This is a genomic window from Enterobacter sp. RCC_40 (genome assembly GCF_041360735.1).
GTDB classification, from domain to species: domain Bacteria; phylum Pseudomonadota; class Gammaproteobacteria; order Enterobacterales; family Enterobacteriaceae; genus Enterobacter; species Enterobacter ludwigii.
This window is the reverse complement of record NZ_JBFUPR010000001.1, coordinates 1,590,454-1,614,896: the sequence shown is the minus strand read 5'-3', so window position 1 is coordinate 1,614,896 and position 24,443 is coordinate 1,590,454. Positions and strand designations below refer to the sequence as shown.

The window sequence follows — 24,443 nt, the reverse complement described above, 5'->3', positions numbered from 1 at the left end:
GAACCCCGGTCGGGGATTCTCATCCCCCCTGTCCGGGGAATATAAAAGAAAAAAGCCCGTACTTTCGTACGAGCTCTCATCTTGAATATGGCGGTGAGGGGGGGATTGACTCGCGTCGCTCGCCCTGCGGGCAGCCTGTTCGCTGCGCTCTCAGTCTGTCCAACTGGCTGTCGCCAGTTGTCGAACCCCGGTCGGGGATTCTCATCCCCCCTGTCCGGGGAATATAAAAGAAAAAAGCCCGTACTTTCGTACGAGCTCTTATCTTGAATATGGCGGTGAGGGGGGGATTCGAACCCCCGATACGTTGCCGTATACACACTTTCCAGGCGTGCTCCTTCAGCCACTCGGACACCTCACCATATTGTCATCCCGTTGTTGCTGGGACGGGCGCTAATGTAAGGAAAAGCCGAACTGGCGTCAACTCACTTTTTCAGTAAATCAGTGCATTTAGACAAACTTCAGTCAACATGGCTTTTAAATGTGCTGAAAGCGCCTTTTTTATCAACAACGCGGTGGCGGTAAAAATTTGTTATGCTGGCAATCCAGTTGAAAATGAACACAAAACAGCGCAATAAAAGGCAGGAATGACTATGGATATAATCTTCTATCACCCCACTTTTGATACTGCTTACTGGATTAAGGCACTTTCGTCGGCGTTGCCCGGGGCGCGCGTGCGTGAGTGGAAACGTGGTGATAACGAACATGCTGACTACGCGCTGGTCTGGCATCCGCCGGTAGAAATGCTCCAGGGCCGTAAACTGAAGGCCGTTTTTGCGCTGGGCGCCGGCGTGGATTCGATTCTGAGCAAACTGAAAGCACACCCTGAAATGCTGCCGGAAGAGATCCCTCTTTTCCGTCTGGAAGATACCGGCATGGGCCAGCAAATGCAGGAGTATGCTGTCAGCCAGGTGCTGCACTGGTTCCGCCGCTTCGACGACTATCAGGCACTAAAACAGCAATCCCACTGGGAACCGCTGCCGGATTATCAGCGCGAAGATTTTACCATTGGTATCCTCGGGGCTGGCGTGCTCGGCTCAAAAGTCGCTGAAGCACTTGCCCCGTGGGGCTTCCCACTGCGCTGCTGGAGCCGTAGCCGCAAGGATTATCCGGGCGTAGAAAGTTTTGCCGGCGCTGATGAGCTTCCTGCGTTCCTGAACGGTACGCGCGTGCTCATCAACCTGCTGCCAAATACGGCCGAAACGGTGGGGATTATCAATGGTGCACTGCTTAATCAACTGGCTGACCAGAGTTACGTAATGAACCTGGCGCGCGGGGTACACCTTGTTGAGTCCGATCTGCTGCAGGCGCTGAACAGCGGAAAACTGAAAGGGGCGATGCTGGATGTGTACAGCCGCGAGCCGTTACCGGCAGAAAGCCCGCTGTGGGCACATCCGCGTGTGGCGATGACGCCGCACATTGCAGCGGTCACGCGTCCGGCGGAAGCTGTGGCCTATATTCCCCACACCATCAGTGAGATGGAGCAGGGCCATCCGGTAACCGGACAGGTCGACAGACAGCGCGGCTACTGAGTGAAACCCGGCGTTAGCCGGGTTTTTGCTAATATTCGCTGCAGATAACTGCTATCCTTTGGAAAAACCGCAGAGGAGAGAAAGATGTATCCCGTTGACCTGCATATGCACACCGTCGCCAGTACCCACGCGTATAGCAACCTCCATGATTATATCGCGCAAGCGAAACGCAAGGGCATTACGCTTTTTGCGATTACCGATCACGGCCCGGACATGGCAGATGCGCCGCACTACTGGCATTTTGTGAATATGCGGATCTGGCCACGTCTGGTGGACGGTATTGGGATACTGCGCGGCATCGAGGCAAACATTAAAAATACAGACGGTGAAATCGACTGTACCGGACCGATGCTGACCTCTCTGGATCTGATCCTTGCCGGTTTCCACGAGCCGGTTTTCGCGCCGCAGGATAAAGAGACGAACACCCGAGCGATGATTGCTGCTATAGCCAGCGGCAACGTGCACATTATTTCTCATCCGGGTAATCCTAAATACCCGATTGATATCGAGGCTGTTGCCCAGGCGGCAGCGAAACACCGCGTGGCGCTGGAGATCAATAACTCTTCTTTTGTTCACTCGCGTAAGGGCAGTGAAGCAAACTGTCGCGCCGTGGCAGCTGCAGTGCGGGATGCCGGTGGCATGGTGGCTCTGGGTTCCGATTCCCATACCGCGTTTACGCTGGGTGATTTTAGTGAATGCCTGAAAATACTGAATGACGTGGATTTCCCGGAAGACAGGATCCTTAACGTTACCCCACGCCGCATGCTTGATTTCCTCGAGTCACGTGGAATGGATCCGATTGATGAATTTGCCGATCTTTAATTGTGTAATGGAATAAAAAAATGAATGAGTTTTCCATCCTTTGCCGCGTGCTGGGTACGCTGTTCTATCGTCAGCCGCAAGACCCGCTGCTGGTTCCACTCTTTACCCTGATTCGTGAAGGGAAACTGGCGCAAAACTGGCCGCTGGAACAGGATGAGTTGCTGGAGCGTCTGCAAAAAAGTTGCGATATGCAGCAGATTTCAACGGATTACAACGCGCTGTTTATTGGCGACGAATGCCGCGTTTCGCCGTACCGTTCAGCCTGGCAGGAAGGGGCGACGGAAGCGGAAGTGCGCGCGTTTCTCTCTGAACGCGGAATGCCGCTGACGGATACCCCTGCGGACCATATCGGAACGCTGTTGCTGGCTGCGTCCTGGATTGAAGATCACGCCGCTGATGATGAGAACGAGGCTATCGAAACGCTCTTCGAAGCGTATCTGCTGCCGTGGTGCGGTACTTTCCTCGGCAAAGTTGAAGCACATGCGACCTCGCCGTTCTGGAGAACGCTGGCTCCGCTGACCCGCGACGCCATTGCGGCAATGTGGGATGAGCTGGAAGAAGAGGATGAAGAGTGATTTAGGTCACATAAATTCTGCAACCATACATTTCATCTTGCACGTAGTGTGCATCTGATCACATTTCCATGGCGCGCTTCTGCTAAGATGCGCGCCATGAACATATTACTTTGTATCGCATTAACGACAGGCATTCTCTCCGGACTATGGGGATGGGTGGCGGTCTCTCTCGGATTGCTCAGCTGGGCCGGGTTTCTGGGCTGTACGGCCTACTTTGCCTGCCCGCAGGGCGGCGTAAAAGGGCTTTTTATCTCTGGCTGTACCCTGATGAGCGGTGTTATCTGGGCACTCGTGATTATGAAGGGCAGCGCGCTGGCCCCGCATCTGGAGATCCTGGGCTATATCATGACCGGCGTAGTCGCGTTTTTGATGTGTATCCAGGCAAAGCATATGCTGCTGTCGTTTGTACCCGGTACCTTTATGGGCGCATGCGCGACGTTTGCAGGGCAGGGGGACTGGGCGCTGGTGCTTCCTTCGCTAATGCTGGGGTTGGTGTTTGGCTATGCCATGAAGAACAGCGGCCTCTGGCTGGCCGCCAGACGGGATAAAGCGCAAAACATCAGTGCGGTAAGTGAATAAAAAAAGGCGAGATGATGATCTCGCCTTTTTTATGCGCTTCCTGTCAGGATTCCGGAGGCACTGACATATCGCGGTATTTAACCAGTATCGGGTTTTGCGCCTCTGCTTTGTTCTGCAGGTCCCACAATCCACGATCGATACCATCATTAATCAGGAATATTACTCCGGTTTCTATGGCTGACATCAGACACATCATGACCGGTTCGTTAGAGGTATACCCGATTTCACCCTCCAGCAAACGCTGGTAATCGATGAAGCGGAAAACCCCGGCCTGCACTTCATAAGAAAGAATGGTTTTGCTGGTCGTTACCGAAGAGAGCACTTCACCCGTGCTGACGTTGACGACACGCAGGTTAACGGCGATTTGGTCGAGCTGATATTGCGTATCAGCACCGATACCAAAGTAACGCGCGCCCACCCCACCCGATTTAACGTTGCTTTCATAACCGATAATCGATCCCTCGATCATGACGTTCGCCGCGGCCAGTGATTCCAGCGGCATGCGGTTATTATTTGCAACGGTGCCATTTTCCTGCGCAGCGCGAATAATTTTCCGTTCATTTAACAGGTTCTGCAGACCCTGACGTTCCAGAGGAATAAACCAGTGCGAATCCTTCAGGGCGGTCACCAGCATGGCGGTGGCGCTCTGTGGCACTGCCGTAGAGAAGTTACTTGCCGGATAAGGTTTAAATTGTCCCGTTTCATCCTGAATGTTGTAAACCGAGACAAATATTTTACCGGTCGGCGCAGGTAAATGTGTTAAATCACGATAGCTTTGAGCCCGAGGCATTAATGTTGGTTTTGCAGCTTCTTTAGGTGGAGCAGTTAAACAACCGCTCAATAAGCACACTGCAACAAATATCAGGAAGCGCTGCATGATCGTTGTCCTTATTTCGTTGTTGTTTAAAAGTTCGTTGAATCACTTTGTAGACCGGAAACCTGAATGGTGGAGGTTTTCCCGGTTTTTCGATCGGTAACGTTCAACTGGAGTTGTCCGTCCTTGTTGGCGATGTCGACAATGAAGTCGTTGGTCACCATTCGGCCGGGTTTGCCGGTATTAATGTTGGTCAGCAACCCTCCCAAAATCTGCGACTGGATAGCCTGCGTGAAGTTGTCCAGTGCCGATGGGGTATCGACGCTAAAATCCTTAAAGCTGGGATCCTTATAGGAGTTTTGCGCCTGGGCTTCGTTCAACAGAAACGCCCCATTATTGGGATTACCGCCAAAGTTAGGGTTACGGAACTGGAACGTCATATTTCCGGCCCAGCTTATAGGGGTTATTAGCATTATCGAAACAACTGCATATGCAATACGCATGACAGCCTCCGGATATAGGTTCGCTAGAATTCGTCTTTTGCTAAATCGCTGGTGCTTAATAGCGCTTTATCAATTTGCAGGCGATTAATAGCATCTTCTGATTGAGCCAGTGCTAAGGCTACGTTTTTATCGAAGTCTATTTTCGTGGGGAATAAAAATGTTTGATAAATAACGTCCTGATTAGCCGTTATTGTTATCCAACTTCCCCATCGTGCACTGGGCCGCTCGTTGATTGTTATATTTCCAGTAAATGTACTGTCCCATTTGTCACTGAATGCACGATAAAAATTGTGCCCGACCGAGGAGACAGTGTGGTCTGTTAACAATCCGGGAACTTCGACCTCGACGGCCCGTACGTTCCCGGCAGCGAGCATGAAACTCGCTGCGGCGATCCAACTCAACGTGCGTTTCATTTGATTAACGCCTGAGGTTATCGTTTGCCCATGAAACAGCCTGAGTTCGGTTCTTAACAGCTATCTTCTTGAAAAGATTATAAAGGTGCGTCTTTACCGTATTTTCGCTGATAAATAACGAACGGGCGATTTCAATATTTGAAGCACCAATGCGCAATTTGTTCAGGATCTCTTTCTCACGGTGCGTTAGCAGCGCTGACTCTGAACTGTTATAGCGGTAATTTCCGGAGTGCGTGATGAGGTAGCTGGCAAGTTTTTGCGAAAAATAACACTCGCCGCGCAATATACCCTGCAGACCTTCGACCAGCCGATCTTCTTCTTCCGTGATATAGAACACACCATTGATATGCGGCCAGCTTTCAATATCTCTGAAGGGATACTCATCAGGGGTATTCAATAATAACACGCGGATATTATTGTTTTTCCTGCTTAAATTATCTTGCCAGTAATGGATAAGCTTTTTATCCGCTTCCATCATATCAATCAGAATGATACTGCCAGGTGCAATATCATCAAAAGAACGTTGAATATTATGTAATTTCCCGTGCAGAGACAGCGATTGCTTTAAATGTTGTAATAAAGCGGTCGCTTGCAACGAAGGTTTTGTGATCAACAGTAACGTATGACCATGTAAACTTTGGACTTCATTATACATGATGAAACCCCACTTTTTTATGACACCTGACAGCGGTCCTCCAGATAAAAAAGAGGACCCCAGAAGTACTGACAGATGTTGCACTGCTGTGTGAAGAAAAAAACCATAACCTCCAGCAGGAGGTAAATATAAAACAAATTTCGTACATCTGATTTCAATCTAGCTATTACTAACTTTAAAGCAAGTGTTAAACGTGTAACAGGATGTAAAAATCAATATTAATTTGTGAAATTGGACTCTTTTAAATGTTGTGGAATGATAAGAAAGTTGTACATATAAATAACCCTGCACAGATTTTAAAAATCATACAAATATTTATAATCATTTGATTTTTATGAATATTAATTATTTATTTCTTCCCGTAAAGAGGTATGAGTCACAGAGATTTTCTAAGTCCTGTAATGAACGGTGCTGCGTCTTAAGAAAACAGGTCTCGTGTCACGTGTTGTGTAAAATGTCCTCCTGGCGTTTCGTTTAGCGTCCGTTGCATGGGGGCTTTACCCCTCTCGTCCCGCTGCGTAATCGATTATTAAGAAAAGCTTAATAGAAAAATAAGAACCCCGGTCTATAACGTTTTTTTGCATGGAATTACTACTTTGAGGTGACGTGATAAATAAAAATAAGCCACGCGGGTGAGATATTTAAAATGTTTCGGCAGACATACTCATCACCGTAACGACGCGTTAACAAATTACGAGTCGTTCTAACACGAAGTCACAGTAACAAGGTTATGGCGTTATCAAATAGCCAGGTCCAGGGTGACAACATGAAAAATACATCGTTATTTATGATGTTTACATTACTGGGTGCGCCTGGATTTGTAATCGCGGCTGATTCAGATTTGGCTAACGCTGAATATAACTTCACGGTTAATGAATTAAGTCGTTCATCATTAAATCAGGCAGCCATTATTGGTCAGCAGGGCATGTTAAATGATGCTCAGGTTCGCCAGGACGGGTCAAAATTATTGTCCATTGTTTCTCAGGATGGAGCAGGCAACAGAGCGAGAGTTGATCAATCAGGGACTTATAATATTGCCTGGATCGATCAGAGCGGTAGCGCGAATGATGCAGGTATTACGCAAGATGGATATGGTAATAGTGCGAAAATTATCCAAAAAGGGTCGGGTAATAGAGCAAATATTACGCAGTACGGTACGCAGAAAACCGCAGTTGTAGTGCAGAGACAGTCGCAAATGGCGATTCGCGTTATTCAGCGTTAGTTATTTAGCGGCGACTTTAATCAATCCGATGGGGGTTTACCATGAAATTTATCAAAGTGGCAGCAATTGCAGCAATCGTAGTTTCTGGTAGTGCTATGGCCGGTAGTATTAATCAAGGCGGTTGGGGTAACGGGCATGGCCACGGTGGTCATGACAGTGGTCCAAATTCAACGCTGAGCATTTACCAGTACGGTGGCGGTAACTCGGCTCTCGCTTTGCAAACCAGTGCGAGAAATTCCACACTGACCATTAATCAGAGTGGCGGCGGTAACGGTGCTGACGTTGGCCAGGGCTCTGATGACAGCTCAATTAGTCTGACTCAGAATGGTTTCGGTAACAGCGCAACGCTTGACCAGTGGAATGGTAACCACTCGGTGATGAACGTTAGCCAGTACGGTGGTGGCAACGGTGCTGCTGTTGATCAAACCGCATCCGGATCCACTGTGACTGTTCAGCAGGTTGGTTTTGGCAACCACGCGACTGCACATCAGTATTAATTTTCAGTCTGTGCTACAAAAAAACAGGGCATTTGCCCTGTTTTTTTTCGGGAGTTCATCATGAATACCTTAATTCTCCTCGCGGCGCTTTCCAGTCAGATCACGTTTAAAACATCGCAACAGGGAAATATGACCACCATTATTCCGCAGGTTATTTTGACGGAACCGTGTGAATGTCAGGTGCAGATTGTCTCTTTGCGACAGGGGCTGGGGGGACAAAGTTCTTCACGGCAACAAAACACACTTTTTATTCCCGCTAATCAGACGATTGATTTAATGCGGCTGAGTTTAAATATAGATTCCGGAGACAAGGTGAACATTACTGTCACCGTCTCTGACGGGAAATCGCTTCATTTATCACAGCAATGGTCCCCGGCGGGAAGTGCGCTCTAATGATTATGAAATCAAGACGTTGTGGATATGGCGGGCGTGCGCGGTTGAGCTATGCTGTTATCAGGAACTGTGCAGTGCTGTTCCATAACGTGATGCTTTGTTTGCCCTAACGGAGCGCGTTTACCCCTCAAGGACGACTTTCATTGAGGAGTACATATAGTGACCAAATATTTAGCCCGACGGGTTTATGGTTTAGGTTTCATCCTCTCTGCATTTATTACCCCCGCTTTTTCAGCCACGATTGTCGATGGTGGTGTGATTCATTTTCGCGGCGCTATTGTCGCAGACCCCTGCGTGGTGACACCGCATCATGACGCGTTTGCAATGACATGTCCGGATAATAATCGGATGCAAACGCGCAGGGTCAGCTATGAAGATGTACTTAACGGTCAGGTCAACGATTCCAGCCTCGCAACTCTCAGCATGAAGTACCTTAATCCCGAAAAAACGCTCGCGGTTGTTCAAATTCAGTATCGTTAATTCTCGCTCTTCCGCTCCCCGGCGGAAGAGGTTTTTCCCCGATAGTTTTTTATCCATACCTCCTCTGCGATACACTTAAGAAAAAGGCGGGTAGCAGAGGGTACGTATGAAACCGCAAATTGAAGTCATTCATGGCGATATTACGACGATGCACGTCGACGTGATCGTTAATGCGGCCAATCCATCTCTGATGGGCGGGGGCGGTGTTGACGGCGCAATCCACCGGGCTGCAGGACCGCAGCTCCTTGAGGCCTGTAAAGCTGTGCGTCAGCAGCAGGGTGAATGTCCTCCGGGTCATGCGGTGATTACCCTCGCGGGAGATCTTCCTGCCAAAGCGGTGATTCACGCTGTGGGGCCTGTATGGCATGGCGGCGATCGGCATGAGGCGAGTATTCTGGAGGAGGTGTACCGCAACTGCCTGCGCCTGGCAGCGGATAACGGCTATAAGACGATGGCTTTTCCGGCTATCAGCACTGGGGTATATGGATATCCAAAACCTGCCGCTGCCACGATCGCGGTAGAGACCGTTTACCGATACCTCTCCCTCAAGCCGATGCCTGAGAAGGTGATTTTTGTCTGTTTCGACGAAGAAACCACGCACCTTTATCAGCGGCTTCTCACGCAGCGTGGACAGGACGTAGAGAGCTAAAACAAACGCGGCGCACTGAGTGCGCCGCGTTTGTTTATGAGGCTTTAGCCTGCGGTTTTCCTGAAAACAGGAAACGCAGGAGCGGGATCCGCAGATGGATTTCATAAAGCACGATGGCAATCCCAATCACAAAGACCAGTCCGGTAAAGAAACCCAGCGTGTTGGACGCAATATGTGGCGTGATATAAGCGCCGAAGAACAGCGTCAGCGGGTGGTGCACCAGGTAAATAAACAGTGAAGCATTGACGAAGTAGGTTACGCGGCTGGACTTAAAGTTCAGCAAGCGGTGTCCCAGCGCGAAGACCACATTCACCATCCACAGACCCAGCAGCATGGTGATCACGCTTTCTGTTTCATACATCCAGCCATCGCCGCTGCCATAGCGCTGATTTAACAGATAGGCCGCAAACGCGATAGCGGCACCCAGAGCGCACCATGGCGACGGGGTAGTAAACAGCGATTTAAGCTTGGGATGAATAAATGCCAGCGCACCGGCTAAAAAGAAGGGGATGTAAAACAGCGACTGCATCACGACGAAATTGAACAGCCCGTCACTCAGTATCGGCGGATACACGATAAACAGCGTGCGTCTCACGGCCGCATAGGCGATCCCCAGCAGCAAAAAGAGCAGAGACAGTTTACCCAGCGTAATGTTGGCGAAGAAGGTATCGGCCTGGGTACTCAGGCGATGGCGCAGGCGGCTGAAAATGACCAGGCTGACCGTGGTGAGCACCACCAGGACCAGCAGGAACCACAGGTGAGACACCAGTTCCCAGACCAGGGTATTGTACTTTTCATACAGCGTCAGATTTGGCCAGTTCTCCGCCTTGCCTTTGACGTACTGCAACATAATAAACTGCGGCAACGTCAGCAGGGGAATGGCGGTCAACATCGGAATGCCCACACGCTCCACGCGCACTTTCCACCAGCGTTTTACCGGGTAGCGTAAGAACAGCATGTAGGAGAAATAGCCGGATATGACAAAAAACACCTGCATACGAAAGGCATGGATAAAGTCATTAAACAGCGTGAGCCACCAGGAGGGCATCTGGCTATTCACATGCCAGGTGTGGCTGGAGTAAATCAGTGAAATGTGAAAGGGGATCCCCAACAGCATCAGCCATGCCCGGATCGAGTCGAGGAAATATTCACGTTCTACAGGTGTTGAGCTCATATAACTTTGTGCATTCTCAGACTTTTCGCCTTATCCCTAAGACTCATAATGGTTACATTCGAAGCCAACCCTACACCAAGACCGACACCCTGTCTCCAGGATAAGCACGCAAAGTGAAAAGCGGGTTCTTTCATTTGCTTAATCCATGAGCCAGCGAGCTGAACAAAGCAGTGATAATGTTGTCGGATTGCCTGAGTTTCCATTAAAATGGATCGGATCGATATAAGCACACAAAGGGGGAAGTGCTTACTTATTATGAAACATAAACCACAGATGATGAAAATGCGTTGGTTGGGTGCTGCAGTGGTGTTATCTCTGTATACCTCATCGGCACTGGCCTTTAACATCGACGATGTCGCAAAACAGGCAAAATCGATGGCAGGCAAGAGCTACGAAGCGCCAAAAAGTAACTTGCCCTCCGTTTTCCGCGACATGAAGTATGCGGACTATCAGCAGATCCAGTTCAACCATGACAAAGCGTACTGGAACAACATTAAAACCCCGTTCAAGCTTGAGTTTTATCATCAGGGAATGTACTTCGACACGCCTGTTGCCATTAATGAAGTGACGGCGACCGCGGTACGTAAAATCAAGTACAGCCCGGATTACTTCAATTTTGGCAATGTTCAGCACGATAAAGATACGGTTAAAGACCTGGGCTTCGCTGGCTTCAAGGTGCTTTACCCGATCAACAGCAAAGATAAAAACGACGAAATCGTCAGCATGCTCGGTGCCAGCTACTTCCGCGTGATCGGGGCAGGGCAGGTGTACGGGCTTTCTGCGCGTGGCCTCGCCATTGATACCGCGCTGCCATCAGGTGAAGAGTTCCCGCGTTTCCGCGAGTTCTGGATTGAACGTCCAAAACCAACCGACAAACGCCTGACTATTTATGCACTGCTGGATTCCCCGCGTGCGACCGGTGCTTATCGCTTTGTGATTATGCCTGGCCGTGACACGGTCGTTGACGTGCAGTCCAAAGTTTACCTGCGCGATAAAGTCGGCAAACTGGGCGTTGCACCGCTGACCAGTATGTTCCTGTTTGGGCCGAATCAGCCGTCACCGGCGACGAACTTCCGCCCGGAACTGCACGATTCCAACGGTCTTTCTATTCATGCAGGTAATGGTGAGTGGATCTGGCGTCCGCTGAATAACCCGAAACATCTGGCTGTTAGCAGTTTTGCGATGGAAAACCCGCAAGGTTTCGGCCTCCTGCAGCGTGGCCGTCAGTTCTCCCGATTTGAAGATCTGGATGACCGCTATGACCTGCGCCCAAGCGCCTGGGTCACGCCGAAAGGTGACTGGGGTAAAGGTAAGGTTGAGCTGGTTGAAATTCCAACCAATGACGAAACCAACGATAACATCGTTGCTTACTGGACGCCGGATCAGCTGCCGGAAGCCGGTAAAGAGATGAACTTCAAATACACCATTACCTTTAGCCGCGACGAAGACAAACTGCATGCGCCGGATAACGCGTACGTCATGCAGACTCGCCGTTCTACGGGTGATGTGAAGCAGTCTAACCTGATCCGTCAGCCTGATGGCACCGTGGCCTTTGTTGTGGACTTCGCGGGCCAGGATATGAAAAAACTGTCCCCGGATACCGCCGTTGCCGCTCAGGCGAGCATCGGTGATAACGGTGAAATCGTTGAGAACACCGTACGCTATAACCCGGTAACGAAAGGCTGGCGTCTGACGCTGCGCGTGAAAGTGAAAGATCCGAAACAGACCACTGAAATGCGTGCTGCGCTGGTCAGTAACGATCAGCCGCTGAGTGAAACCTGGAGCTATCAGCTACCTGCCAATGAATAATACATCTGAATATATTGATGCCATGCCGCTGACGGACATTGAAAAAGCGGCGCTGCCTAAAAGCGACATCCGCGCGGTGCATACCGCGCTGGATGGCGAACATCGTCCGTTTTCCCGTGACGATGATACGCCGCTGGGGTCAGTAAAGGCGCGTCTGGAGCAGGCATGGCCAGACTCGCTGGCAGAAGGGCAGTTGATTAAAGACGATGAAGGACGCGATCAGCTTCAGGCAATGCCGAAAGCCACGCGTTCCTCAATGTTCCCTGACCCGTGGCGCACCAACCCGGTTGGCCGCTTCTGGGATCGCCTGCGTGGGCGTGATGTTACGCCGCGCTATCTGTCGCGCCTGACGAAAGAAGAGCAGGCCTCCGAACAGAAATGGCGTACCGTGGGGACCATTCGTCGCTACATTCTGCTGTTACTGACGCTGGCGCAGACCGTGGTCGCTACCTGGTACATGAAAACCATTCTGCCTTACCAGGGCTGGGCGCTTATCAACCCTGCAGACATGATGGGCCAGGATATATGGGTCTCCTTCATGCAGCTGCTGCCGTATATCCTGCAGAGCGGCATTCTTCTGCTGTTTGCCGTTCTTTTCTGCTGGGTGTCAGCCGGTTTCTGGACCGCGCTGATGGGCTTCCTGCAGCTGCTGATGGGGCGGGACAAATACAGCATTTCAGCCTCAACGGTCGGGGATGAACCCCTTAATCCTGAGCACCGTACGGCGCTGATCATGCCTATCTGTAACGAAGACGTTGACCGCGTATTTGCGGGTCTGCGTGCGACCTGGGAATCCGTAAAGGCAACCGGTAACGCGGCGCATTTTGACGTCTATATCCTGAGTGACAGCTACAACCCGGACATTTGCGTTGCCGAGCAAAAAGCCTGGATGGAACTGATCGCGGAAGTGCAGGGTGAAGGCCAGATCTTCTACCGCCGTCGTCGTCGTCGCGTGAAGCGTAAAAGCGGAAACATCGATGACTTCTGCCGTCGCTGGGGGAATCAGTACAGCTACATGGTCGTGCTGGATGCTGACTCCGTAATGAGCGGCGACTGCCTGAGCGGTCTGGTGCGTCTGATGGAAGCCAACCCGAACGCGGGGATCATCCAGTCTTCGCCAAAAGCGTCCGGTATGGACACGCTTTATGCGCGCTGCCAGCAGTTTGCAACCCGCGTCTACGGGCCGCTCTTTACCGCTGGTCTGCACTTCTGGCAACTGGGTGAGTCTCACTACTGGGGTCACAACGCCATTATCCGCGTGAAGCCGTTCATTGAGCACTGTGCGCTGGCTCCGCTGCCGGGTGAAGGTTCGTTTGCGGGGTCTATTCTGTCGCACGACTTCGTGGAAGCGGCGTTGATGCGTCGTGCTGGCTGGGGCGTCTGGATTGCTTACGACCTGCCGGGATCTTACGAAGAGCTGCCACCGAACCTGCTGGATGAGCTCAAGCGTGACCGCCGCTGGTGTCACGGTAACCTGATGAACTTCCGCCTGTTCCTTGTTAAAGGGATGCACCCGGTTCACCGTGCTGTGTTCCTGACTGGCGTAATGTCTTATCTCTCCGCACCGCTGTGGTTTATGTTCCTTGCACTCTCTACTGCGCTACAGGTGGTGCATGCTCTGACGGAACCGCAATACTTCCTGCAACCGCGCCAGCTGTTCCCGGTGTGGCCGCAGTGGCGTCCGGAGCTGGCGATTGCGCTGTTTGCCTCCACCATGGTGCTGCTGTTCCTGCCTAAGCTGCTCAGTATCATTCTGATCTGGTGCAAAGGCTCGAAAGAGTACGGTGGTTTCTGCCGCGTGACGCTCTCGCTTCTGCTGGAAGTGCTGTTCTCCGTGCTGCTGGCGCCGGTGCGTATGCTGTTCCATACCGTGTTTGTGGTCAGCGCGTTCCTCGGCTGGGAAGTGGTCTGGAATTCACCGCAGCGTGATGATGACTCCACGCCGTGGGGGGAAGCCTTCATGCGTCATGGCTCGCAGCTGCTGCTGGGGCTGGTATGGGCGGCAGGTATGGCCTGGCTGGATCTGCGCTTCCTGTTCTGGCTGGCACCGATTGTCTTCTCGCTGATCCTGTCACCGTTTGTGTCAGTGATTTCGAGCCGCTCAACGGTGGGGCTGCGTACCAAACGCTGGAAACTGTTCCTGATCCCGGAAGAGTATTCGCCGCCACAGGTGCTGGTGGATACCGACACGTATCTGGAGCAGAACCGCAAACGCTCGCTGGAAGATGGTTTTATGCACGCGGTGTTTAACCCGTCATTTAACGCTCTGGCGACGGCCATGGCGACAGCGCGTCACCGTGCAAGCCAGGTACTGGAGATTGCCCGCGATCGTCACGTTGAACAGGCGCTGAACGATACGCCGGAAAAACTCAACCGCGACCGTCGTCTGGTGCTGTTGAGCGATCCGGTTACGATGGCACGCCTTCACTACCGTGTGTGGTCTGCGCCGGAAAAATACTCTTCGTGGGTCAGCCACTATAAAGAGATTAAAATTAATCCACTCGCGCTGAAGGCGAAGTAAGCCTTCTGTGCCCGGCGGCGTTACGCTACCCGGCAAATAAAATACCGGCTGAAAAGCCGGTATTTTTTTAGAGGTCATTGATGAAAATAATCCTCGCCGTGATGATGGCGTGTTTACTCAGCGGCTGTGGCAGCATCATCAGCCGCACCATTCCAGGGCAAGGCCACGGTAATCAGTACTACCCCGGGGTAAAATGGGATGTACGTGACTCAGCGTGGCGCTATCTCACCGTGCTCGATTTACCGTTTTCACTGGTATTCGATACGCTATTGCTGCCGATCGACGCTCAGCACGGCCCTTATGAATAGGGGAAATTAACGCTCATCCCACTCATCGGCTGCGGTCTGTCCTTCTTCCGTATCCAGCGGCGGCTCGAGCTGAAATTCGCCCTCATCCCACTCGTGCAGGGTGTTTTCTTCAAGCCATTCCTGCCGTAGTTCGATTTCGTCATAGTCGCCATCAAAGACGGCCTGCGCACCTTCTCCGCTCAGGACCGGCAAACATTCTCCTTCCTCGCCATCATCAGCAAAGAATTCGGCCTGCCACATAATATCCCCGTCCTGCAGAACGTATTTCTGGATATTAAGTTGTTGCACGTCAGCATTTTCTTCCTCAACGCCGGGATTATCGGCGAGGAACTCTTCACGAGCGGCATCAATAGCTTCTTCCAGTGTGGCGTACATGGTCATTGGTGTCTCCCTGTTTTCCTGAAGGTTTCAGGGAAAGAATAGCTGAATATCGGGTTCTGCAAGTATGAATGCAAAAATAAGCTGTCACGCGTTTGTCTTATTAACGACTGGTCGTAAAGCCCTCGATAAACTGAACCACGAATAAATCGCATTAAACAACACCACGCCCGCGGTGACGATAAACACGGCGCGGAAACCAAAACTGGCGGAAATCCCGGCTCCGACAAGCGGTCCGGTGACGTTGCCGATATCGCGAAATGACTGGTTATAGCTAAAAATGCGGCCGGCTATCTGGTTCGTTGAGTTGTACACCAGCAGGGTCTGAACCGCAGGCAGTAACGCGCCGTCTGCCGCTCCCAGTAAGAAACGCAGCAGGCCAAGTTGCCACGGCGCTTGTACCATCGACATCGGAATGAGGAGCAGAACGGAAATCACCAGGGCGCATATCAGGATTTTTTCCGGGCCCACGCGGTCCCCCAGTTTTCCCAGCCTCGGGGCGCTGAGCAGCGCTGCCACGCCGGGCACCGACGCGATAAGCCCGCTGATAAACGCAATATTACTGACGTCACCGGCCAGATCGCGAACGTAGAGCGTCAGAATAGGGGCAATCGACCCGGTTGCTACCTGAATAATCAGGGTCGTGACGAACAGGCTTAGCACCAGCCTGGGATTTTTAAGCGAGGTCAGCACATCCCGTGCGTGGAGCATCTCTTTTCGGGGGACCGGGGTGAAACGTTCACGGATACAGAGCAGCGTGACGATAAAGCAGAGAAAAAGGACGCTGGCAGTAATGAAAAAGACCGGACGCAGGCCGTAGTTATCCGCCAGCAGCCCGCCTGCCAGCGGTCCCAGCAATGCGCCGCTCACGCCACCGGTGGAGAGCGTGCCGAGCGCCCAGCCGCTTTTGTGTCGCGGAATTTGGGTGGCGATGAGCGCATTTGCGTTAGGAATAAAGCCCCCCAGCAGGCCCAGTAACGCGCGCAAAATCAGAAATTGCCAGACGTTCTGCGCAAGGCCCATCAGCGCCATGATGATGGCCATCCCCAGTGCCGAACGCAGCAGCATGATCTTTCGTCCTTTGCGATCGGCAAGGCCACCCCAGAAGGGCGAAGCAATCGCGGAAAAGAGAAAGGTGATACTGAAGACCAGGCCAGACCACATATTGAGCGCACTGTGACCGGTGACGCCAAGTTGTTCAACGTAAAGCGGCAGGAAGGGCATCACCAGGCTAAACGCCGCACCGGTGAGAAAACAGCCAAGCCACGCAACCGTGAGGTTACGCTTCCAGTTTATGGGGGCATCTGAGGGTGACATAACAATCCGCATAATGAGGTGCAGAGCACCATAGGCCTGAAGTAATAAGCCTGCTAAGTATGCGCCTGGGTTATGATCGCTGCAATGCGGAGGAGCTTTTAAAGCTAAATGAGCGTGCGGCCCTGATGGCCGCACGGAAAATTAATAGCGCGACGGCATACCCTCTGGCCGCGTTTTGAAGCGACGATGGAGCCACATATACTGCTCCGGCGCGAGCATGATGCATTTCTCAACCACTCTGTTCATCCAGCGAGCGGTCGTTTCCGCATCGTCCAGCGGCGGCGCGAGTTCCGGCTCGAGCATCATTAACTCGTAGCCTGAGCCATCCGGCTTGCGACGCGGGACAAACGGGACGATCGCGGCTTTGGACATTTTCGCCAGCATCCAGGTACCGGTGGTTGTGGCCGCCTCTTCAACGGCGAAGAACGGGACAAATACGCTGGATTGCGGGCCATAATCGTGGTCAGGGGCATACCAGATCACTTCACCTGATTTCAGCGCGCGGATCATCCCCTTCAGGTCTTTCCGGTCGATCATACTTTTGTTGGAGCGCATACGGCCGTTGGTCTGGATTAAATCGATCACCGGGTTATCGTTAGGGCGATAAACACCAATACCGGGTGCCTGCATGCCAAACATACGCGCACCGATCTCCAGCGTCAGAAAATGCACGCCAATCAGCAGTACGCCTGTCTTATTGGCCTGAAGCGTATGCACAGGCTCCATACCTGTCCCGGTGACTTCACTCCAGCGGGCCATCCGTTTGTCTGGCCAGAACCACGCCATACCGGTTTCCATCAGCCCCATGCCAACGGATTCGAAATTCCTGGTAACCATCTCATGACGTTCCGCCTCGCTCATCTGCGGGAAGCACAGCTCAAGGTTGCGGTAGGCAATCCTGGCGCGGCGTTTCATGAATTTTTGACCAATACGACCCACACATTTGCCCACACGGAAAATCACAGGGTAAGGGAGTTGGACCATCAGCCATAAAAAACCAATGCCAAGCCAGGTCAACCAATAGCGGGGATGCAAAAGGGCGACAGTAAATTTCGGTAACTGGGTCATGTCTTTCCTGTGTTCTAACGTCCTGTTTAGCTATTGTCTCATTTTTTGAGGCGTAGCCAAAATGTCTGTCTTCGAAACGTGTACGAATGCAGCAATTGTTAAGTCTGACTAACTAGGGTGTGTGAAATGTAGCGTAAATTGTGTGGATGTAAATTGTCATTGTTTGCTATATGATGCCGACCGATTTTTCATTCTCTCTAACGATTGCAGGACTTGTACACCATGCCAGTGTTACACAACCGCGTTTCGAATGAGATGTTAAAGGCGCGTATGTTGGCTGAAACCGAACCGCGCACGACAATCTCATTCTACAAATACTTCACCATCAACGATCCACAAGCGACCCGCGATGCGCTTTATCAGGCCTTCACGACGCTGAATGTTTTCGGTCGCGTCTATCTTGCCCGTGAAGGCATCAATGCCCAGATCAGCGTACCGGAAAGCAAAGTAAACGCCTTCCGCGACCTGCTTTACGGGTTCGATCCGGCTCTCAACGGTGTACGCCTGAACATTGCCCTGGATGATGACGGTAAATCATTCTGGGTACTGCGCATGAAAGTGCGTGAACGCATTGTCGCGGACGGTATTGACGATCCGGCGTTTAACGCCGCTGATGTCGGGGAATACCTGAAAGCGGCGGAAGTGAATGCGATGCTGGACGATCCGGATGCGGTGTTCATCGATATGCGTAACCATTATGAGTACGAAGTGGGGCATTTCGAAAACGCGATGGAAATTCCGGCTGATACCTTCCGCGAGCAACTGCCAAAAGCGGTTGAGATGATGCAGGAACATAAAGATAAAAAGATCGTGATGTACTGCACCGGTGGGATCCGCTGTGAGAAGGCCAGCGCCTGGATGAAGCACAACGGGTTTAATAAGGTCTGGCACATTGAAGGCGGCATTATTGAGTACGCCCGCCGTGCCCGTGAGCAGGGTTTACCGGTGCGTTTTATCGGTAAGAACTTTGTCTTTGACGAACGAATGGGCGAGCGTATTTCAGAGGATGTGATTGCCCACTGTCACCAGTGCGGTACGCCGTGTGATACTCATACCAACTGCAAAAATGACGGATGTCATTTGCTGTTTATTCAGTGTCCGGCCTGTGCCGAGAAATTTAACGGATGCTGCAGCGAACTGTGCAGTGAAGAGAGTATGCTGCCGGAAGAGGAGCAGCGCCGTCGTCGTGCAGGACGGGAAAACGGTAACAAGATTTTTAATAAATCCCGTGGCCGTCTGAACACCAAACTGGGTATTCCCGACCCTGAATAAGGCTGATGCCCGGCAGTGTGAAAGCCTGCCGGGCGTCGTTATTAAGACTTCTGCTGAACGCCTTCAACGGAAATAATCAGTTCGACATCCTGAGAAGCCGGGCCCAAATCGGTAGTAATATTAAAGTCTTTCAGGTGAATTTTACCTGCGGCTTCAAATCCGGCACGTTTACCCCCCCACGGATCGTCACCCTGGCCCATTAATTTTGCATTCAGCGTAACCGGTTTTGTCACGCCGTTGAGCGTCAGGTTGCCGGTAATATCCAGCTTATCGCCATCTTTTTTCACTTCCGTGGAGGTGAAGGTGGCCTGTGGGAATTTAGACACGTTCAGGAATTCCGCACTGCGCAAATGTTTATCGCGTTCTGCATGATTGGTGTCGACGCTGTTGGTATTAATGGTCACGTTGACTTTATCGGCGGCAGGATTTTTTTCGTCAAAGCTGAATGTGCCGTCAAAATCATTAAAGGTGCCATACAGCCAGCTATACCCGAGATGCTGAATACGGAAATTGACGAAAGCATGTTGGCCCTCTTTATCAATTTTATAGTCAGCAGCAACGGCTGAGCCGGTGGTAAATAACAGAGAACCCAGTGCGATACCCAGCAGGTGTTTTTTCATTTTAAGCTCCAGAGTCAACTGACGAGCGGCCAAGCATGCGCTTTAGCGTATCGTCTTTATCGATGAAATGATGTTTAAAGGCGGCAAGCCCGTGCAGCACGGACAGGATAACCACGCTCCATGCCAGCCAGAGGTGAATCACCCCGGCAATATCGGCCTGTGATCCCGCATCGGCAAGCGTTGCCGGGACATCAAAAATGCCAAAAACGCTTATTGGCTTACCCTCTGCTGTCGAGATGAGATAGCCGCTGATCAGAAGAGCGAAGAGCAGCGCATAAAGCGTAATATGCGCGGCAACAGCGCTGATACGGGTAAATTTACTGTGGGTCTTTGGCGCGGCAGGCGGCGGTGAAATGTGTCGCCAGATCACGCGAATAACCAACCCCATCATCAGCAGCACGCCGATGCTCTTATGCAGCTCCGGGGCCTGGTGATACCAGCCATCGTAATAGCTGAGCGTCACCATCCAGAGGCCAAGTCCGAACATGGCATAGACTGCAATAGCAAATATCCAGTGCAAGCTTATGGATATTATTCCATAGCGCCGGGAGGTGTTACGCAATTGCATCAGGATTACCATTATCAAATAAACAGAGCAGTAAAAATGAACGGGAAGGAATGATATTGCAACTGAAATAAGTCGATATTGATTTTTATTTTATTTATTTCAGCGGTTTTGAAAATGATCCGCAAAGGTAATTCAATGTCTTCGTGCAAGACTTAACAAAGGGCTAATTGAGGAATTGTTCTAACTTAAGTAAATATAAAGTAATGTCAATAAATGTCAGGCAGGCTTTCAGTAAAATACAATGTAAATAAAATCAATGATGGCCAGCAGCGCCCACAATAAGATATAGAGCATCAAATGCTCACGAATATTATTGATGAGAAAACCCACAACTTTGCGCATAGCGCCCCGCAAACCGTAACAAAAAGACGGGCTCCGGAACGTCCGAAGCCCGTGGTGGATTATCCGTTAAAACGTGAAAGAGAGAAGGGCGTCAGATCAAACTGCGGTGTAATACCCTGGGCAAACTGCGCGGCAATTTCACCCAGCACCGACGCGAACTTAAAGCCGTGACCGCTCAGACCGGTGATGAGCAATGTGTTCTCATGCCCGGGCAGCGTATCGATAATAAAGTCTTCGTCCGGGGTGTTGTCGTAGGTGCATGCCGCGCCATAGAGTAAGCCACCGACGCCCGGCAGAATATTTCGCAGGAACGAGAAGGCTTCAGAGCCATCCTGTGGGTAGGCGCCAAACGGTTTACGTTCTTCAGGAGAGGAGATAATTTGTCCCCCATTGTGTTTCCCGATTTTGAGCGCGTCTTTATCCGAAGGGAAGCCGTAGAACTGATCGCCGTTGGGTAACTCGCCGGTGAACGCCGGGAATTTATTCTGCGTACTGTAACGGCCATCAGACTGGAACCAGGAGAAGACCTTGCGCACCGGCTGTACGGGCAGGTCTGGCAGCAGACGGGTTACCCAGGTACCTGCACTGATGAGCAATCGGGAGGCCGTGTACTCTCCGTCCAGGGTTGTCACCGTGACGCCGTCAGCGTCATGTTTAATGGCCTCGACCGGGCAATTGAAAAGCTGGGCGCAGCCTGCTTTCGCGGCCAGCGCTATCCAGGTTTTTATTGCTGTTTCGCAATGCAACACCCCAGAATGGGCTTCAAAGAGACCAACATAATCGTCCGGGACGGTGATTTCCGGCCAGCGCGACATGATCCCGGACGCGTCGAGCTTCTCAACGTCCAGGTTAAATGTTTTTGCGCTGCGTTCGACGCTGGCGAGAAAATCAGAGCGGGCAGGACCAAGGTTAATGATGCCCGTGCGTTCGAAAATGCGTTCCTCAGTCTGTTTTGCCAGCTCGTCCCAGAGCGCTTGCGCGCGAAGTACCAGCGGGACATAGCGCTCGCCTTCACCATAGGCGTGACGAATGAGGCGAGTATCGCCATGATGACTTCCCTCTGAATGAGGGGGAAGATGGGCATCTATCATCAGAACCTTGAGGCCAGCCTGGGTGGCATAATATCCGGCGGCAGAACCAACGGAGCCGCTACCAATAATAATCAGATCATATTTCATGGGCATCTCTTAAACTAACGCTTTGTTAGCAGAGTAATTAACATCGGGGGCTTATACAAGGGAGAAATAAATAAGGCACCCCGAGGGTGCCTGTAGAGTGAAAAGTGGGCTAAACGCTAATGCCGTTTATACTCATTTTCCTGGTAGTCGCCAGATTCTATTTTTGCGATGCCTGCTTCCAAAATAGAAATAAACTGACGGGCGACGTCTGTCGTAAGCCACAGCGTCTGTCCAACTTCCGCTTCTTCACGGTTCAGCTGATTTGGGGTCTGGTAGTGCAAACGCAGCATCAGTGCATCGTAGCTGTCTACGGTACTGATATCCCAGCCAACGAGTGGGTGGGTCTGGATGACTTCGCTATTCTTTTCCATTATAACCCCCATAATGCGTGTTAGAAGACAACGACTTCGAGGTTCAATGCATGTTTTTCTGAAGCAACTTCAGTATACAAGTAATAAGGGTTCCTAAGGGAAAAATAAACAGCTAGCAACACATTTTTCTGCTTTTTAGGATTGTTCGAACAATAAAACACCATGTTGTTCACGATTTTTAAAGAAGTTGCCGAATTAATTTGAACTTTCTGGATTTTCAGGCGAAAAAAAGCCGGGGCGACCCGGCAAAAAAACACAATGAGGGAGCAGTGTTAATCTGTGATGAACCAGTCGTCGGCGCTTTCCCACGTTTCCTGCAGGATTTCGGTGATACGCGCTTTATCTTCTTTCGCGCCGCCAATGACGGAGAGGTTGTTTGCGGCCGCGTAACGCACCGTTACGGCACCATCGTTTTCGGGAAAGGTGTTGTTAATACGACGGGATAATTCGCCTGCAAGCGCATCAAGCGCGCCGGCAGGCAGAACAGTAGTTTTGGCTATGGTGACTTCAATACGCATAAATGCCCCCTGTGTAATATACTGTTTATTTATACAGGTATATTATCGGTTTGACAACAAGGGGCACTGATTTTTTAGCGTTTTACCGTCCAGCGAACGGTTTCACCTGCCAGGAATGGGATCAGCGTGTCATCGGTCAGTGGAATGGCTTCCTCAACCTGGCTCTCTTTACGTTCCAGCTCAATGAAGGTCTCATTGACCGGCAACCCATAAAAACGGGGGCCATTGAGTGAGCAGAACGCCTCGAAATGCGGCAGGGCATTCATCTCTTCAAACACGGTTGCATAGCTGGCGAGAGCGGTTGGGGCATTAAAGCAGCCCGCACAGCCGCAGCTTGCTTCTTTGCGATGACGCGCATGAGGTGCGGAATCCGTGCCCAGAAACGCGCGGGAGAAACCGCTGGCAACCAGTTCGCGCAGCGCCTGCTGGTGAATGTTACGCTTGAGGATCGGCAGGCAGTACAGATGCGGACGTACACCGCCAACCAGCATGTGGTTACGGTTAAACATCAAATGCTGTGGCGTGATGGTGGCGGCGATAAGCTCGTTACCGTCGCGGACATACTCAGCGGCATCTTTGGTGGTGATGTGCTCGAAGACCACTTTGAGCGCGGGAAGGCGCTGACGCAGGGGCTCCATCACGGAGTCGATAAAACGGGCTTCACGGTCAAAGATGTCGATCTCGGCATGCGTGACTTCACCGTGAACCAGCAGCGGCATACCCAGTTTCTGCATACGCTCCAGCACCGGCATGATGGCATCAATGCTGGTAACGCCGTGGCTGGAGTTGGTGGTGGCATTGGCCGGGTAAAGTTTCGCAGCGGTGAATACGCCTTCGTTAAACCCGCGCTCCACTTCGTTTGGATCCAGGGAATCGGTCAGGTAGCAGGTCATCAGCGGGGTGAAATCATGGCCCGCCGGGACGGCATCCAGAATGCGCTGGCGATACGCCATTGCGGCATCGACGGTGGTGACTGGTGGCACCAGGTTAGGCATGACAATCGCGCGGCCATAAATTTCGCTGGTATAAGGCACGACGGTTTTGAGCATATCGCCATCGCGCAGATGGATATGCCAGTCGTCAGGGCGGCGGATTTTAAGAACCTGGGGTTGTGCAGTCATGGAAGCTCCGGCTTGTCAGGAATCAGTCATTCGGATGGCTGTTTTTGCCGGACACAAATCATATGCGGAAACGTTTTCGTTTGCACACTTTTCCGTAAAAAAAAGGGCGCCTCGGCGCCCTACGGATTAATCAGTGAAGGGAATAATGATTTCTCCCGGTTTCACCTCTATCCCTTTAGCATACTTTTTCGCAAGCGCTTCACCCTTGCTCTTGTCTTCACTTAAGACATAGGCTGGCTGCTGATTAAAATAGTTACGCAGCGACTGATTCAGATAAGGCATCAGGGTTTGCAGCACAGATTTCATCTTGTCCGGCGTGACTTCCGCATCGACGACTTCCATCTCCTGCAGGTAAATAGCCCCTTTCTCTTTGTTAAAGACCGGCAGCGCTTTTAGCTTCAGCTTGATATTGGCTTTCTGGTTGCCGAAGAGGGAGGTCATATCGAGGTTTGCATCCCCGTTCAGCGTCACTTTGTTTGGCTCTTCACGTCCTATCTGGCTGGTCAGGTTGCTGAGGACGATATGCGCATCGGCAAGCCCGGGCACGCCGATGTCTTTTGAAAAGTTGTTATGTTTTTCCAGCGCCTGATTAATTTCCTGTTCACTGACGGTGTATTGCGTAAGCTGGTTACAGCCCACCAGCAGACCGCTGACAATGAATGCAGCGGCAATGACAATTTTCTTCATAGTGTTCCTCAACGAAAAATCGGCGCTTCTGTCCTGTTACGTCAGTATGTCAGTGTGAAA

General features: G+C 51.4%; 29 protein-coding genes, 1 tRNA gene and 1 other RNA gene. 13 read left to right on the top strand and 18 right to left on the bottom strand.

All coding sequences use genetic code 11. From position 1 onward, the window contains the following. Positions 1–88 precede the first annotated feature (88 nt). Together AB6731_RS07670 and AB6731_RS07665 are read right to left on the bottom strand one after the other, a co-directional pair. A non-coding RNA gene (locus AB6731_RS07670) (RtT sRNA) lies at positions 89–226 on the bottom strand. 44 nt (positions 227–270) lie between these two features. Continuing rightward, positions 271–358 (bottom strand) — tRNA-Ser (locus AB6731_RS07665). A 232-nt stretch (positions 359–590) separates the two neighbouring features. On the opposite strand from AB6731_RS07665, the gene ghrA reads away from it, so the two are divergent. From ghrA to AB6731_RS07645, 4 genes are all read left to right on the top strand, one after another. Further along, positions 591–1,529, top strand: a complete 939-nt coding sequence (ghrA, locus tag AB6731_RS07660) for a glyoxylate/hydroxypyruvate reductase GhrA (RefSeq protein ID WP_371006100.1) — start codon at positions 591–593, stop codon at positions 1,527–1,529. Between the two features lie 84 nt (positions 1,530–1,613). Continuing rightward, positions 1,614–2,351 carry a phosphatase gene (locus tag AB6731_RS07655; protein WP_014169516.1) on the top strand — a complete coding sequence of 246 codons (738 nt, stop codon included), beginning with the start codon at positions 1,614–1,616 and terminating at the stop codon, positions 2,349–2,351. Positions 2,352–2,371: 20 nt separating this feature from the next. After that, entirely contained in the window at positions 2,372–2,926 is a 555-nt protein-coding gene (locus AB6731_RS07650; RefSeq protein ID WP_020884703.1) for a molecular chaperone, read from the top strand. A 96-nt stretch (positions 2,927–3,022) separates the two neighbouring features. Beyond that, a complete protein-coding gene (locus tag AB6731_RS07645) occupies positions 3,023–3,505 on the top strand; it encodes a DUF1097 domain-containing protein (RefSeq protein WP_074169989.1) in 483 nt (160 codons plus the stop codon). A 43-nt stretch (positions 3,506–3,548) separates the two neighbouring features. On the opposite strand, the gene csgG is transcribed toward AB6731_RS07645, so the two are convergent. From csgG to csgD, 4 genes are read right to left on the bottom strand one after another with little or no spacing between them, the layout of a single operon-like run. Further along, positions 3,549–4,382 carry a curli production assembly/transport protein CsgG gene (csgG, locus tag AB6731_RS07640; protein WP_014169519.1) on the bottom strand — a complete coding sequence of 278 codons (834 nt, stop codon included), beginning with the start codon at positions 4,380–4,382 and terminating at the stop codon, positions 3,549–3,551. A gap of 26 nt (positions 4,383–4,408) precedes the next feature. Beyond that, positions 4,409–4,822 carry a curli production assembly/transport protein CsgF gene (gene csgF / locus AB6731_RS07635; RefSeq protein WP_020884701.1) on the bottom strand — a complete coding sequence of 138 codons (414 nt, stop codon included), beginning with the start codon at positions 4,820–4,822 and terminating at the stop codon, positions 4,409–4,411. A 23-nt stretch (positions 4,823–4,845) separates the two neighbouring features. Further along, on the bottom strand, positions 4,846–5,235 hold the full coding sequence (gene csgE / locus AB6731_RS07630; RefSeq protein ID WP_020884700.1) for a curli production assembly/transport protein CsgE: 390 nt from the start codon (positions 5,233–5,235) through the stop codon (positions 4,846–4,848). A 4-nt stretch (positions 5,236–5,239) separates the two neighbouring features. Continuing rightward, positions 5,240–5,890: a biofilm master transcriptional regulator CsgD gene (csgD, locus tag AB6731_RS07625; RefSeq protein ID WP_020884699.1), complete on the bottom strand. Its 651-nt coding sequence runs from the start codon at positions 5,888–5,890 to the stop codon at positions 5,240–5,242. 766 nt (positions 5,891–6,656) lie between these two features. On the opposite strand from csgD, the gene csgB reads away from it, so the two are divergent. From csgB to ymdB, 5 genes are all read left to right on the top strand, one after another. Continuing rightward, complete coding sequence (gene csgB / locus AB6731_RS07620; RefSeq protein ID WP_020884698.1) at positions 6,657–7,112, top strand: curli minor subunit CsgB; 456 nt, start codon at positions 6,657–6,659, stop codon at positions 7,110–7,112. Positions 7,113–7,153: 41 nt separating this feature from the next. Beyond that, positions 7,154–7,609 carry a curli major subunit CsgA gene (gene csgA / locus AB6731_RS07615; RefSeq protein WP_014169524.1) on the top strand — a complete coding sequence of 152 codons (456 nt, stop codon included), beginning with the start codon at positions 7,154–7,156 and terminating at the stop codon, positions 7,607–7,609. Positions 7,610–7,669: 60 nt separating this feature from the next. Then, positions 7,670–8,002 carry a curli assembly chaperone CsgC gene (csgC, locus tag AB6731_RS07610; RefSeq protein WP_040017126.1) on the top strand — a complete coding sequence of 111 codons (333 nt, stop codon included), beginning with the start codon at positions 7,670–7,672 and terminating at the stop codon, positions 8,000–8,002. A gap of 159 nt (positions 8,003–8,161) precedes the next feature. Beyond that, complete coding sequence (locus AB6731_RS07605; RefSeq protein ID WP_063214599.1) at positions 8,162–8,482, top strand: hypothetical protein; 321 nt, start codon at positions 8,162–8,164, stop codon at positions 8,480–8,482. A 106-nt stretch (positions 8,483–8,588) separates the two neighbouring features. Continuing rightward, a complete protein-coding gene (ymdB, locus tag AB6731_RS07600; RefSeq protein WP_371006099.1) occupies positions 8,589–9,131 on the top strand; it encodes an O-acetyl-ADP-ribose deacetylase in 543 nt (180 codons plus the stop codon). Between the two features lie 34 nt (positions 9,132–9,165). Here the strand turns inward: ymdB and mdoC are convergent, their stop codons facing one another. After that, a complete protein-coding gene (gene mdoC, locus AB6731_RS07595) occupies positions 9,166–10,305 on the bottom strand; it encodes a glucans biosynthesis protein MdoC (RefSeq protein ID WP_014169528.1) in 1,140 nt (379 codons plus the stop codon). A gap of 255 nt (positions 10,306–10,560) precedes the next feature. On the opposite strand from mdoC, the gene mdoG reads away from it, so the two are divergent. From mdoG to AB6731_RS07580, 3 genes are all read left to right on the top strand, one after another. Next, complete coding sequence (gene mdoG, locus AB6731_RS07590; RefSeq protein ID WP_025204472.1) at positions 10,561–12,114, top strand: glucans biosynthesis protein MdoG; 1,554 nt, start codon at positions 10,561–10,563, stop codon at positions 12,112–12,114. Next, positions 12,107–14,635, top strand: coding sequence for a glucans biosynthesis glucosyltransferase MdoH (gene mdoH / locus AB6731_RS07585; RefSeq protein ID WP_032681268.1), 2,529 nt, complete (start codon positions 12,107–12,109; stop codon positions 14,633–14,635). The genes mdoG and mdoH overlap by 8 nt, the downstream gene beginning before the upstream one ends. An 80-nt stretch (positions 14,636–14,715) precedes the next feature. Next, entirely contained in the window at positions 14,716–14,943 is a 228-nt protein-coding gene (locus AB6731_RS07580) for a YceK/YidQ family lipoprotein (RefSeq protein WP_020884695.1), read from the top strand. A gap of 6 nt (positions 14,944–14,949) precedes the next feature. Here the strand turns inward: AB6731_RS07580 and AB6731_RS07575 are convergent, their stop codons facing one another. From AB6731_RS07575 to AB6731_RS07565, 3 genes are all read right to left on the bottom strand, one after another. Then, a complete protein-coding gene (locus AB6731_RS07575) occupies positions 14,950–15,324 on the bottom strand; it encodes a MysB family protein (RefSeq protein ID WP_020884694.1) in 375 nt (124 codons plus the stop codon). Between the two features lie 84 nt (positions 15,325–15,408). Then, positions 15,409–16,638, bottom strand: a complete 1,230-nt coding sequence (gene mdtG / locus AB6731_RS07570; protein ID WP_032681267.1) for a multidrug efflux MFS transporter MdtG — start codon at positions 16,636–16,638, stop codon at positions 15,409–15,411. Between the two features lie 141 nt (positions 16,639–16,779). After that, entirely contained in the window at positions 16,780–17,706 is a 927-nt protein-coding gene (locus tag AB6731_RS07565; RefSeq protein ID WP_014169534.1) for a Kdo(2)-lipid IV(A) acyltransferase, read from the bottom strand. A gap of 222 nt (positions 17,707–17,928) precedes the next feature. Between AB6731_RS07565 and AB6731_RS07560 the strand changes: the two genes are divergently transcribed. Further along, a complete protein-coding gene (locus AB6731_RS07560) occupies positions 17,929–18,978 on the top strand; it encodes a rhodanese-related sulfurtransferase (RefSeq protein WP_020884692.1) in 1,050 nt (349 codons plus the stop codon). A 41-nt stretch (positions 18,979–19,019) separates the two neighbouring features. On the opposite strand, the gene AB6731_RS07555 is transcribed toward AB6731_RS07560, so the two are convergent. From AB6731_RS07555 to AB6731_RS07520, 8 genes are all read right to left on the bottom strand, one after another. Beyond that, entirely contained in the window at positions 19,020–19,598 is a 579-nt protein-coding gene (locus tag AB6731_RS07555; RefSeq protein WP_020884691.1) for a YceI family protein, read from the bottom strand. A 1-nt stretch (position 19,599) separates the two neighbouring features. After that, positions 19,600–20,166: a cytochrome b gene (locus tag AB6731_RS07550; protein ID WP_371006098.1), complete on the bottom strand. Its 567-nt coding sequence runs from the start codon at positions 20,164–20,166 to the stop codon at positions 19,600–19,602. A 228-nt stretch (positions 20,167–20,394) separates the two neighbouring features. Then, positions 20,395–20,508, bottom strand: a complete 114-nt coding sequence (locus AB6731_RS07545; RefSeq protein ID WP_032670549.1) for a DUF2770 family protein — start codon at positions 20,506–20,508, stop codon at positions 20,395–20,397. 59 nt (positions 20,509–20,567) lie between these two features. Continuing rightward, complete coding sequence (solA, locus tag AB6731_RS07540; protein WP_047357227.1) at positions 20,568–21,686, bottom strand: N-methyl-L-tryptophan oxidase; 1,119 nt, start codon at positions 21,684–21,686, stop codon at positions 20,568–20,570. A 116-nt stretch (positions 21,687–21,802) separates the two neighbouring features. Continuing rightward, positions 21,803–22,057, bottom strand: coding sequence for a biofilm formation regulator BssS (gene bssS / locus AB6731_RS07535; protein ID WP_008500827.1), 255 nt, complete (start codon positions 22,055–22,057; stop codon positions 21,803–21,805). 272 nt (positions 22,058–22,329) lie between these two features. Further along, positions 22,330–22,575, bottom strand: a complete 246-nt coding sequence (gene dinI / locus AB6731_RS07530; protein ID WP_020884687.1) for a DNA damage-inducible protein I — start codon at positions 22,573–22,575, stop codon at positions 22,330–22,332. A 74-nt stretch (positions 22,576–22,649) separates the two neighbouring features. After that, on the bottom strand, positions 22,650–23,696 hold the full coding sequence (gene pyrC, locus AB6731_RS07525; RefSeq protein ID WP_020884686.1) for a dihydroorotase: 1,047 nt from the start codon (positions 23,694–23,696) through the stop codon (positions 22,650–22,652). 126 nt (positions 23,697–23,822) lie between these two features. Then, positions 23,823–24,383 carry a lipoprotein gene (locus tag AB6731_RS07520; RefSeq protein WP_020884685.1) on the bottom strand — a complete coding sequence of 187 codons (561 nt, stop codon included), beginning with the start codon at positions 24,381–24,383 and terminating at the stop codon, positions 23,823–23,825. Between the last annotated feature and the right edge of the window lie 60 nt (positions 24,384–24,443).